Origin of the sequence: Arthrobacter pascens (assembly GCF_030815585.1) — a bacterium.
Lineage (GTDB): Bacteria > Actinomycetota > Actinomycetes > Actinomycetales > Micrococcaceae > Arthrobacter > Arthrobacter pascens_A.
In genome coordinates this window covers 1,769,632-1,781,177 of the sequence record NZ_JAUSWY010000001.1, presented here as the reverse complement: position 1 = coordinate 1,781,177, position 11,546 = coordinate 1,769,632, and the positions used below count along the sequence as shown (strand labels likewise).

Sequence of the window (11,546 nt, the reverse complement as noted above, 5' to 3'; positions counted from 1 at the left end):
AGCACATAGGCGGGGCTGACCACATGGCCGGCCCCGCCTATGTGCCGCCCCGGGCTAGCCCGCGACGATCAGCTCCGGATTGGCCTGCTGGCAGACGGTGTCTCCCGCTGTCTGGTTCACGATGTCCGCCGGCAGGGCAACCGCACCGTATTTAGTGCCTTTGGAAAAGTCCTCACCCAGGTAGACCTGCACCCCGACGAGGGCCGGCGCCGGCAGTACCTGCTCCGCTGGGATTCCCAGCAATGCCGCCACATCGGCTGCCACATCGGCGTATTGCGGTCCGTAGTAGACAACGGACTGCGCCAGCGCCTGGGCCTCCAGCAGCCCGGGCTGGGCAAAGCCATCCGTCAGCAGTAACTTGGCGATCTCCTGGGAACGTCCCGGCACACCGGTTCCGTTGGCCACAGACACGGGCTGCAAGGCCTTGTCGTAGGGCGGCAGGGCCGGGGTCGTTTCGGTCGGGGTTGGTGCAGGCGAGGCAGGTGCACCGTCCGTCGGTGACGGACTCGGGCTGGTGGTTGGCGCCGTGGGATCAGTGAGGTCCACATCCTTGCGGAGGGCAGAGAACAGCTGCGACCCTGCCGGTTCAGCGACCTGCAGGCGGTTGGGATCGGTGACTGCAGCGGTTGTGGGGACAGCCACAAACGCCACTTTGCTGATATCGATATTCTTCAGCCGGTTCCCGATGGTGAGGAGTGACGGTACTGATGCCAGGCCCTCGTCCACTGTGAGGTTCTGGGTGACGACATCGGCGATCCGCAGCATCTTGCCGGGATCGGACAAAGTGCCGTCGTCCTTGATTTTGCGGGTGAGTGACGAGAGGAACCCCTGCTGGGCCTTAATGCGGCCCAGATCGCCGCCGTCAGCGAAGGCATGTCGGGCCCGCAGGAAGGCCAGCGCCATTTCCCCTTCGACGGAGGACGTACCTTTGGGCAGCCGTAGGCGGGAGTCAGGATCGTAGACGGCGTCACTGATGCAGACCTGCACACCGCCCACGGTATTGGAGAGCTCCTTGACGGCGTTGAAGTCCGCCATCATGAAGTGGTCCACTTCGAGTCCGGTGAGCTTGTTGACGGTGTCAACGGCGCAGCCGATGCCCGCCTGGGCCATGGCCTCGTTGATCATGACTCCGCTGCGGGCAGGGTAGACCTGGTTCGTCTTTGGATCCTTGCACTCGGGGATGTCCACCAGGAGGTCCCGCGGGAAGCTGATGACGTTGACCCGCTTGTTGTCCGCCGAAATGTCCATCAGCATCATCACATCTGATTGTCCGTAGCCGCTGGAGTCCTCCGTTGTGCCGTATTCGGCGTTCTTGCCATCACGGGTATCCGAGCCGAGGATAAGGATCTGCATCCTGTCACTGGAGTCGTTCACGGCATTCGCGGAGCCGTTGCCGGCAGTGAGCGGCGCCTTGGAGATCTGCGACTGCAGCCGGAAGAACCAGAACCCGCCAAAGGCAAGGCCTCCGAGAACCACGATGGAAGCCACGGCGGTGGTCACCTTGAGCCACACCGGCATCCGGCGCTGCACTCCAAGATGGCGGGCGGAGCCGACGGCGGGATCGTCTGCGTGACGGGAAACTGGCCCGGATCCGGCTGACGGGTCAGCTCCGTATTCGCGTTTGTCGCGACCTCGCACCACAGGGTGTACCTTCCTCTAAAATCTGAATCCGGCCTATTTTAGTTGTCCAGGCTGGGAAAACGCCGGACGAACGGCCGGAGGCAACGTTTCGGGGCGTCAGAAGCCGAGTTTAACCAGCTGTTTCGGATCCCGCTGCCAGTCCTTGGCCACCTTGACATGGAGGTCAAGATAGATACGTGTGCCGAGGAGGGCCTCGATTCCCTTCCGGGCGTTGGTGCCTACTTCGCGCAGCCGGGCACCCCCCTTGCCGATGATGATGGCCTTCTGGGAGGGTCGCTCCACGTAAAGATTGACCCTCACGTCAAGGAGCTGGTTGTCTTCGGCGCGGCCTTCACGGGCCACGATCTCGTCGACAACCACCGCCAGGGAGTGTGGCAGTTCGTCGCGGACGCCTTCCAGCGCAGCTTCCCGGATGAGTTCGGCCACCATCACGGCCTCGGGTTCGTCGGTCAGTTCTCCGTCGGGGTACAGCGGCGGCGACGGCGGCATGTGGCTGATGAGCACATCGGCCACCGTGCCCACCTGGAAGCCGTCGGTGGCGGAGACCGGAACGATGTCCTTCCAGCCGTCCTCCCCCAGTACTTCACGGCCAAGCGCCGCGACTGCGAGGAGCTGTTCAGTTAATGCCTGGCGGTCCACGAGGTCCGCCTTGGTGACGATCGCGATGATGGGCTTGCTTCCCACGGCGGCAAGCTGGGCGGCAATGTACTTGTCGCCCGGGCCGATTTTTTCGTTGGCCGGCAAGCAGAAACCGATCGCGTCCACTTCGGCCAAGGTGTCAGCCACCAGGTCGTTGAGGCGTTTGCCCAACAGCGTGCGCGGGCGGTGCAGGCCCGGGGTGTCGACCAGAATCAGCTGCGCATCATCGCGGTGGACAATTCCTCGGATCGTGTGGCGGGTGGTCTGCGGCTTGGCGGAAGTGATGGCCACCTTCTTGCCCACCAGGGCATTGGTGAGGGTGGACTTGCCTGCATTGGGGCGCCCTACCAGGACTGAGAAGCCGGCGCGGAAGCCGCCGAAGTCTTCGTTCGCAGAATCCTGGTTGATTCGGGGCCTATTTTTCTTGCTCACGTGGAACTCCCTGGTGGGTTGTTTCCGCCTCGTCGAGGAGGTTTTCAAGGTCAGTGTCTACTTTTGGTACTGCCGCCGCAATGATGTGGCTGACGCGGTTCCGGCGGCCTTCGAGCCGTTCGGCGCGCAGCGATACGCCATCCACCTTCACGCTGCTCCCTACGATCGGAACCCGGCCAAGGGCCTTGGCCAGCAGCCCGCCGACGGTGTCCACCTCGTCGTCGTCGAGTTCAATGTCGAAGAGTTCCCCTAGATCGTCGATGCTCATCCGGGCGCTTACGCGGAACGAACCATCCCCGAGTGCCACGGCCTCGGCACTTTCGGTGTCATATTCATCCACAATTTCGCCGACGATCTCTTCGATGAGATCCTCCAGCGTGACAAGGCCGGCGGTGCCGCCGTATTCGTCGATGACGATTGCCACATGGGTTGATTCCTTCTGAAGCTCGCGCAGCAGGTCACTGACCGGCTTGGATTCCGGAACATACCGCACTTCGCGGGCGAGTGCTTCGACGAGCGGCGGCTCCTCGTCGGGACCCAGTTCGTGGAGCGTTGAGGCAACATCCTTCAGATAGACGATGCCCAGGATCTGGTCGGCGCTGTCCCCGATCACCGGGATCCGTGAGTAGCCGGACCGCAGGAAAAGGGACATGGCCCGCCTGAGGCTGGATCCGGCGTCGATGCTGAGGATGTCCGTCCGCGGAACCATAACGGCACGCACCAGCGTATCGCCAAAGTCAAAGACGGACTGGATCATTTCAGCCTCGGTGTCTTCGATCATGTCGGACTCACTCGCCCTGTCCACGAGTTCGCGGAATTCCTGCTCACTGAAGAAGGCCTCGTCGCCGCCGGGAGCGCCAGGGGCGGCGGCGCTCCCCAGCGCCACAAGCCAGGCGGGGATGGGTCCCAGAATCCAGGTCAGGAACCGGATCAGGGGTGCGGAAAACCGGACCACCGCCGCGGAGTGGAGCCTGCCGAGCTGCCGCGGCGAGACTCCCACAATCACGAATCCGAGCAGCGCCATGATGCCTGTGGCTGCCAGCCCGGCAAGCCACACGTTATCCAGCAGGCTGTGGAGCAAAACAGCAACTGCCACGGCAGAGGCCATCTCGAACCAGATCCGCCAGAACCTCAACGCCCGGATGTGGGCCACCGGCTGCGCAAGGATGCGTTTCATCGCACTTCCGCGGCTGTTGAGGAGCGCATCTTCAGCGTCGTGCCGGGGAAGGAAATTAAAAGCGGCCTCCGCCGCCGTCAGGAGCGCGGCAATACTGAGGAAGGCCAAGGCCATGCAGACGAGGAGCAGAGGAGTCACTTCGTGGTCTCGGCGGGTGCTTCTTTGCCGGTGAATCCGGACAGGAGTTCGCGCTGCAGGCCGAACATCTCTTCCTTTTCCTCGGGTTCAGCATGGTCGTAACCCAGGAGGTGGAGGATGCCATGGGTGGTCAGGAGCAGCATCTCGTCCTGCAACGAATGACCCGCGTTCTTGGCCTGGACCTGGGCGACTTGTGGACACACGGCGATGTCGCCGAGCGTCCCCTGCGGCGTTGGCCGGTCCGGAGTGCCCGGGGTCAGTTCGTCCATCGGTACGGACAGCACGTCGGTGGAGCCGGGCTCGTCCATAAGCTCGATGTGGAGCTTCTCCATGGCAGGTTCGTCCACCAGGAGAATGGACAGTTCCGCCTGCGGGTGAATGTAGAGCTGCTCAAAGATGTACCTGGAGAGCGCTACGAGCCCCGCTTCGTCCAGCTGGATGCCGGATTCGTTGTTTACCTCGATGCTCACGCGTGCTCTCCCCGCTTTTCCCTTGCCACAGAGTGCTTGACCCGGTTCCGCTGGACATCGTCCCAGAGGCTGTAGGCCCGGACGATGTCGCCCACCAAGCGGTGACGGACCACGTCCGTGGAATCCAGGACGGTGAAGTTCACGTCCTCGATCCCCTGCAGGATTTCCTCCACAATCCGCAGCCCGGACCTCGTGCCAAAGGGAAGGTCCACCTGCGTGACGTCTCCGGTGACCACCATCTTGGAGCCGAAACCGAGCCGGGTCAGGAACATCTTCATCTGCTCGGGTGTGGTGTTCTGCGCCTCGTCGAGAATGATGAAGGCATCGTTGAGGGTCCGCCCGCGCATATAGGCAAGGGGCGCCACTTCAATGGTTCCGGCGGCCATCAGGCGCGGAATGGATTCGGGGTCCATCATGTCGTGCAGTGCATCGTAGAGGGGGCGCAGGTAGGGGTCGATTTTGTCGCTCAGCGTACCCGGCAGGAAGCCCAGTCTCTCGCCCGCTTCGACGGCTGGCCGGGTCAGGATAATCCGGCTGACTTCCTTCTGCTGCAGGGCCTGGACGGCTTTGGCCATGGCGAGGTAGGTTTTGCCTGTTCCGGCGGGGCCGATCCCGAAAATCACCGTATTCGCATCGATCGCATCAACGTAGTTTTTCTGGTTCAGAGTCTTGGGCCGGATGGTCTTGCCGCGGCTGGACAGGATGTCATGGGTCAGCACGTCCACAGGGTTCTGGAGCGACTGGCTGCGCAGCAGGGCTACAAGTTGCTGCAATACGGCGGGGCTGATCACGGTACCGCGGGCCACGAGGCCGCGCACCTCGTGCAGCAGCCGCATGATCCGGGGAACATCGCTGGCAGGTCCGCTGATGGACAGTTCGTTTCCGCGGACGTGGAAGTTTACGGCCGGGAACTGTTCCTCAACAAAGCGCAAAGCCTCATCATGGCTGCCGAGCGTTTGGACCATCTGATCGGAGTTGTCAAAGAGAACCACCTCCGTCCGGATACCGGGAAGGGTATGGGGAAATTCTCCTGCGGCGCGCTCTCCGGTGTTTAGCCTGCGCTTTCCGTTCGCTGATTCAGTCATGGTGCTGGCCCGCAGGCCTGGGGTCCCCTCCAGTTCGAATAAATGTGCGGTTGACACCGCGGATGACACGGGACCTGCACGGCGGTTGCCGAGCAGGCCGGTGGTCACCGGATTCCTATCATCTTACGCCAGCAAGGACTCTCCAGCGGCTCAGCCGGAAGGTCTCGGCGCAGGGTGGAGAGGCCTCGGTTGAGACATGGTTCCCGTCTTTAGGTATCAACTTCATATCGGCCTCATATCGTTCCCGTTGCAGTTGCGCCGGTGGGCGGAATTGGGCCCCGCCGGGAACATGCCGTGTGCAATGCTGGAAATCCAGGCCGTCCGGGGACCGGCCCACCACAACCAGGAAGGACACGGCCATCACAGTGCCGGGAAGAGCGACGCCCCTTGCCACGGGACGTGCATTGGGACGGATCCGTTCCCTGTGCCTCCTTGGCCTCCTTGCTGTTGCCCTGGTACTCACGGGCTGCATCGCCGACGCCGGCCCCGAACCGACAGTGGCGTCGGGTCCCGGCAATGTGACCGCGAGCAACTCCCCCGGCATCCCGTCCACAAGCGCACCGCTGGAAACCACGCAGTCGTCCAACAAGGCCCCTGTCTACTGGATCGGCCGCAGCAACAGCAACGTTTTCCTGTACCGGGAATTCAGGGACGTGCCGGAGCAGGAAAACCCGGTAACCCGTGCGCTCCGCGCCATGATGTCCGATAAGCCGCTTGACCCGGATTTCTTCACTCCCTGGCAGAACCCGAAAAAGTTGGCCACCTCCATCTCAGGCAAGAACGTCATCACTGTCGACGTCTCAGAGGACGCCTTCAACAGCAATCTCGACGCCGACATGGCTGGCCGCGCCATTCAGCAGCTCGTGTATACGGCCACAGCCGCCGGTGCGAGTTCCGGCCTCATCGATTCCGGCCAGCAGATCCAGGTAATGGTGCTGGTGGATGGACATACGGACTACCTCGCGTTCAACCATGTGCGGCTTGGGACGCTGATGTCCCGTACCGCCGGTATGGTGGCGCCCGTCTGGATCATTGATCCGCAGGAAGGTGTGGAGGTGGCTGACGGCAGCGTCAAGATCACCGGCCGCAGCACCCTACCGGGCGGCAAGCTCCGCTGGCAGATCCTGCGGGCTGAAGACAACGGGGACAAGACACCCTTCCTCACCGGCGAAACGACGGCCGCAGCCGAGGCTGCGCAGTCCGGGGTGTTTACCCTGGCCCTTACGCTCACTCCCGGCAACTACGAGCTCCGAGTTTCCCAAGTGGACACGTCAGGTAACCAACAGGACCTGTACGTCGACACACGCAGCTTCAGCGTCCGCTAGCTCCCTCAGCGGGCGGGCACGGCCCAGCGGCCCAGCACATCGCTTGCCAGCACCACGGCTGCCGGGCCCGCGGTGGAGGACCGCAGGACGTGGTGGCCCAGGATCGCCGTCACGGCGCCGGCGCCACAGAGCCTGGTGACTTCGCGGGGGCTGATGCCGCCCTCCGGCCCAACAATGAGCAGGACTTCGCGGGGGCCGGTTCCGGCACGGGAATCGTGCCAGGACTCCAGGACGGACCGCAGCGGCCGCACCGCGTCCTCGTGAAGAATCACGGCCAAGTCAGCTGCATCCACGGCGGCAACCAGGCCTGGGGTGTCGACGGCGGCCCGCACCTCCGGTATCCACGCGCGGCGGGCCTGTTTGGCTGCCGCTGTCACCACCGACTGCCATTTGGCATGGGCTTTGGCCGCGCGCTCACCCTTCCAGCGCACAATGGACCGTTCGGACTGCCACGGTATGACGGCGTCGATACCCAGTTCCGTGGCCGTTTCGGCCGCAAGTTCATCGCGGTCGCCCTTGGCCAGCGCCTGGACCAGGACCAGCCGGATGTCTGGCCGCCCTTCCACGGCCAGCGCGGAGCACTCCACCGTCAGTTCGGACGGTGAGGCCGAGACAACAGTTCCGGTAAGCCGTTTTCCCGCACCGTCGGCGATGTCAACGGATTCACCGGCAGTAAGGCGCTTGACCGTTACTGCGTGGCGGGCCTCCGGTCCTTGAAGCACAAACCGCCCGCCGGGGACCACCTGGTCAAGGGACCCGACGGCACTGAAGAAAACCGGATTGCTCACCGCTACAGGTTACCGAACCGGTCCCGGAGTTTGGCGAAGACGCCGCCGCTGGCTGCCAGCTTCCCCTCGGTGAACTGCTCACCGCGCAGCTTCGCGAGCTGCCGCAGCAGGTCTTCCTGTGCCGAATCCAGCTTCGAGGGGGTCTCAACCTGGAGATGCACTTTCAGGTCGCCGCGGCCGTAGCCCCGCAGATGGGTCACGCCCAGGCCGCGGAGAGTGATGATCTCGCCGGACTGCGTTCCCGACCTGACGTCGATCTCCTGCATTCCGTCAAAGGTCTCAAGTGTGAGCTCAGTACCCAAGGCCGCCGCCGTCATCGGAATGTTCAGGGTGGCGTGCAGGTCGTCGCCATCGCGGACGTAGGTGGCGTCGTTGTTGACCCGGATCTCAACGTAGAGGTCACCGGCAGGACCGCCGGCGGGACCCGCTTCACCCTGCCCGGACAACTGGATGCGCGTTCCGGTGGCTACCCCGGCAGGGACCTTGATGGTCAAGGAACGCCTGCTGCGGATACGGCCCTGTCCGCTGCACTCGTTGCAGGGATCCTTGATGATGGTTCCGAATCCTTCGCAGCTACCGCACGGGGCCGCCGTCATGACCTGGCCCAGGATGGAGCGGACGGCGCGCTGGACCTGGCCGCTTCCGCCGCAGATGTCGCAGCGCTCCGGGTGGCTTCCCTCCCGGCAGCATGAACCGTTGCACGTGGGACAGGTGACGGCGGTGTCCACTTCGAGTTTCTTGTTGACGCCGAACACGGCGTCACGCAGCTCGATCCGGACGCTGATGAGCGCGTCCTGTCCGCGCCGGACGCGGGAGGCCGGCCCGGACGAACCACCGGCACCGAAGAAGGTGTCGAAAATGTCCTGGAACGCAAAGCCCTGGCCCGAGTACCCGCCGCCGCCAAAGCCGTTGTCCGTACCGTTCTCGTTGCCGGTGGTGTCATAGACCCGGCGTTTCTGCGGGTCGGAGAGCACCTCGTAGGCGTGGGTCACGGCCTTGAAGCGGTCCGACGCATCATCACCGGGGTTGACGTCCGGGTGAAGGGTGCGGGCCAGCTTGCGGTAGGCCTTCTTGATCTCTTCTCCGGTGGCTTCCGGCGAGACTCCGAGGACGTCGTAGTGGCTGCTCAAAGTTAGTATCTCTTCCTTTTTGTACTGCCTGCAGTTGGAAAACTTGGACTGCTCTTCGTGCCTGGATCCAGTGTGCGCGATGTCACGGACCCAGAATCCTTGAAAGGTAGCGGGCTACTGCCCGGACGGCGGCCATTGTGGTGGGATAGTCCATCCGCGTGGGACCGAGAATTCCGATCTTGGCGGTGCTGTCCGGCCCATAGCCGGTTGCGACAACGGAGGCTTCGGCAAGGCCGTCGTAGGGGTTTTCCCGGCCAATGCTGACGGTCACTCCGCGAGGATCCTGCGCCATGTCGCTGAGCAGGCGCAACATCACCACCTGTTCCTCAAGGGCTTCGAGTACCGGCCCGATGCTGAGGGGGAAATCCACATTGGACCTGGCGAGGTTTGCCGTGCCTGCCATGACCATCCGTTCCTCACGGCTGTTGTGCGCCAGGGTTTCCAGCCCGTGAGCCAGGGCCTGCGCTGCCTGCCGTTGGCCCGAACTGACGGTGGACACCACTGCAGGGAGCGACTGCGTCAGCAGGCTCAGCGGTGTCCCGGAAAGCGAGCCGAGGAACCTTGCACGCAGACCCGAGAGGGCATCGTCGCCTATGTCCTGGCCGATGTCGATCACGCGCTGTTCCACCTTGCCGGTGTTCGCAATAAGCACCACAAGGACCTGCCGGGGTGCCAGGAGCACGAATTCAATGTGCCGGATAGTGGCGCGGCTCAGGTGCGGGTACTGCACCACCGCAACCTGGTTGGTGAGCTGGGACAACAGCCTGACCGTGCGGTCCAGGACATCGTCAAGGTCATCCGAGCCCTCCAGGAGCGACTGGATGGCCCGGCGTTCTGCCGGCGAGAGAGGCTTGACGGCGGAGATCTGATCCACAAACAGCCGGTAGCCCTTGTCTGTGGGGATCCGTCCTGCACTGGTATGCGGGGCAGTGATAAGTCCCTCATCCTCCAGCGCCGCCATGTCGTTGCGGATGGTGGCACTGGACACACCCAAGTGGTGGCGTTCAACCAGCGCCTTTGAACCGACGGGCTCGCGGGAGTGCACGTAGTCCTCCACGATGGCACGCAGTACTTCCAGCTTGCGCGGCTCGCTCACACTCCACCTCCGTCTACGGTCACAACCTCTACACCTACATGCCCGGGATTCCCCTTGGATGGGCCAACTCTTGGGTTAGCACTCGACATGCCTAAGTGCTAACAGTCTAATATGTCTCACGGCGTTGTTAGCATTGGTACCGCTCCGGGCGAAATTCCGGGCCACTATCTAGCGCAAGGCGGAGTGAATCCATGCAGTACCAGAACTGGGGCCCGCAGGAGATCTCCGCCCCCGCAAGGAACCAGCTGCCTGAAGTTCCGGTGGAGCGTGGAATGGTCCTGGAGGACGTCCAGTCCGGCTGGGTGGGGGCTGTAACGCGGGTTGAAAAGTCCGGCGGCATGCATGTTGTGGCCTTGGAGGACCGGCGCGGCAAGTCACGGTCTTTCCGGCTGGGCTTCGGCTTCCTCCTGGAGGGTGAGCCCATCCGGCTGATGCCGCCCGCATCTCGGCCGGCCGGTGGGCCCGCCGCAGCAGGCGGACGGACAGCTTCCGGTTCCGTCCGGGTGGCCGGCCAGCGGGCCCAGGTGGCCAAGGCGAGCCGGATCTGGGTAGAGGGCAAGCACGACGCCGAGCTGGTGGAAAAAGTCTGGGGAGACGACCTCAGGGTGGAAGGCATCGTCGTCGAGCCTTTGCATGGAATCGATGATCTCGCGGCCGCGGTCGCCGAATTCGGACCCGGACCCGGACGGCGGCTGGGTGTCCTGGTGGACCACCTGGTGCCGGACTCCAAAGAGTCCCGCATAGCCGACTCCGTGATGGCTTCGCCAGGAGCTGCCGGCAACGTCCTCATCGTTGGCCACCCCTATGTGGACGTGTGGCAGGCTATCCGGCCGGCCACACTCGGCATCGGGCAATGGCCCGTGGTTCCCCGCGGGCAGGACTGGAAGACTGGAATACTGGCCGCGTTCGGCTGGCCGCACTCCACGAAGGAGGATATTGGCCTGGGTTGGCAGAAGCTACTGGGCGCAGTCCGCAGCTATGCGGACCTGGAACCGTCGCTGCTCGGCAGGGTGGAGGAGGTCATCGACTTCCTGACCGTGCCGTAGCTGCCGGGCGCGCAGATCCGGCTCCGAGACTGTCAAGGCGGCATTCCGCCGCCGAGCCAGTATTCTTGGTACTGCGGAGGCTGTTCTTACTTCAGACCGCAGTTCAATAGGCCAGCAGTTCCACATCACAGCAACATTGCACTACGAAGGAATTAACCGTGGCAGAAGACGCACGCGAACACAGGGACAACCAGGGCGGCCAAGGCCGTTCCGAGTACCATGGCGTTCCGGCCAATGCACTGCCGCTCACGGCGAGCGAAGACCGCCAGTGGGCCACTTTGGCCCACTTCGGCGGGATCTTGGGATGCGTCCCGTCTCTGCTGATCTTCCTCATCTTCCGGGACCGCGGGCCGTTCACTGCGCAGGAATCCAAGGAAGCGCTGAATTTCAGCCTGCCGCCCACCATCGCTGCCGTATTGGCGAATATCCTGGTTTTCATCCCGGTGGTGGGGAACATCTTTGCCGTCATCGCGACCCTGATCTGGATCGCCCTGACCTGCTACTCCGTGGCGGCGGGCATCCACGTGAACCGGGGCCAGCCGCACCGGTACCAGTTCAACCTCCGCTGGATCAAGTAGC

Annotated in this window: 11 protein-coding genes; 3 read left to right on the top strand and 8 right to left on the bottom strand. The window is 63.5% G+C overall.

Annotation, left to right across the window (positions count from 1 at the left end; genetic code table 11):
* Positions 1-54: 54 nt before the first annotated feature.
* The 5 genes from QFZ30_RS08315 to QFZ30_RS08295 form a co-directional block, all read right to left on the bottom strand.
* Positions 55-1,641: an LCP family protein gene (locus QFZ30_RS08315; RefSeq protein WP_373462829.1), complete on the bottom strand. Its 1,587-nt coding sequence runs from the start codon at positions 1,639-1,641 to the stop codon at positions 55-57.
* A 96-nt stretch (positions 1,642-1,737) separates the two neighbouring features.
* Entirely contained in the window at positions 1,738-2,712 is a 975-nt protein-coding gene (gene era / locus QFZ30_RS08310) for a GTPase Era (RefSeq protein ID WP_307075165.1), read from the bottom strand.
* Entirely contained in the window at positions 2,696-4,027 is a 1,332-nt protein-coding gene (locus tag QFZ30_RS08305; protein WP_307075163.1) for a hemolysin family protein, read from the bottom strand. The genes era and QFZ30_RS08305 overlap by 17 nt, the downstream gene beginning before the upstream one ends.
* The gene (gene ybeY, locus QFZ30_RS08300; RefSeq protein WP_307075161.1) at positions 4,024-4,497 is read right to left on the bottom strand and encodes an rRNA maturation RNase YbeY; all 474 of its coding nucleotides are present in this window, start codon (positions 4,495-4,497) and stop codon (positions 4,024-4,026) included. Before ybeY ends, QFZ30_RS08305 begins: the two co-directional genes overlap by 4 nt.
* Positions 4,494-5,582, bottom strand: a complete 1,089-nt coding sequence (locus QFZ30_RS08295) for a PhoH family protein (RefSeq protein WP_307075159.1) — start codon at positions 5,580-5,582, stop codon at positions 4,494-4,496. The genes ybeY and QFZ30_RS08295 overlap by 4 nt, the downstream gene beginning before the upstream one ends.
* Before the next feature lie 365 nt (positions 5,583-5,947).
* On the opposite strand from QFZ30_RS08295, the gene QFZ30_RS08290 reads away from it, so the two are divergent.
* Positions 5,948-6,907 (top strand): GerMN domain-containing protein, encoded by a 960-nt coding sequence (locus tag QFZ30_RS08290; protein ID WP_373462828.1) that lies wholly within the window; start codon positions 5,948-5,950, stop codon positions 6,905-6,907.
* A gap of 5 nt (positions 6,908-6,912) precedes the next feature.
* Here QFZ30_RS08290 and QFZ30_RS08285 read toward each other — a convergent pair whose 3' ends face one another.
* The 3 genes from QFZ30_RS08285 to hrcA all read right to left on the bottom strand — a co-directional run bounded on the left by QFZ30_RS08285 (position 6,913) and on the right by hrcA (position 9,921).
* Positions 6,913-7,695: a 16S rRNA (uracil(1498)-N(3))-methyltransferase gene (locus tag QFZ30_RS08285; protein WP_307075157.1), complete on the bottom strand. Its 783-nt coding sequence runs from the start codon at positions 7,693-7,695 to the stop codon at positions 6,913-6,915.
* A 2-nt stretch (positions 7,696-7,697) separates the two neighbouring features.
* Positions 7,698-8,825: a molecular chaperone DnaJ gene (dnaJ, locus tag QFZ30_RS08280; RefSeq protein WP_307075155.1), complete on the bottom strand. Its 1,128-nt coding sequence runs from the start codon at positions 8,823-8,825 to the stop codon at positions 7,698-7,700.
* 82 nt (positions 8,826-8,907) lie between these two features.
* Positions 8,908-9,921: a heat-inducible transcriptional repressor HrcA gene (gene hrcA / locus QFZ30_RS08275; protein ID WP_307075153.1), complete on the bottom strand. Its 1,014-nt coding sequence runs from the start codon at positions 9,919-9,921 to the stop codon at positions 8,908-8,910.
* Between the two features lie 191 nt (positions 9,922-10,112).
* On the opposite strand from hrcA, the gene QFZ30_RS08270 reads away from it, so the two are divergent.
* Both QFZ30_RS08270 and QFZ30_RS08265 read left to right on the top strand, forming a co-directional pair.
* Complete coding sequence (locus QFZ30_RS08270) at positions 10,113-10,967, top strand: DUF3097 domain-containing protein (protein WP_307075151.1); 855 nt, start codon at positions 10,113-10,115, stop codon at positions 10,965-10,967.
* Positions 10,968-11,125: 158 nt separating this feature from the next.
* Positions 11,126-11,545, top strand: a complete 420-nt coding sequence (locus QFZ30_RS08265) for a DUF4870 domain-containing protein (RefSeq protein ID WP_307075149.1) — start codon at positions 11,126-11,128, stop codon at positions 11,543-11,545.
* The last annotated feature ends 1 nt before the right edge of the window (position 11,546 follow it).

Bases quoted from the DNA above. Each gene is read 5' to 3' on its own strand.
- QFZ30_RS08295 (WP_307075159.1), bottom strand. From the start codon at position 5,582: ATGACTGAATCAGCGAACGGAAAGCGCAGGCTAAACACCGGAGAGCGC.
- QFZ30_RS08270 (WP_307075151.1), top strand. From the start codon at position 10,113: ATGCAGTACCAGAACTGGGGCCCGCAGGAGATCTCCGCCCCCGCAAGG.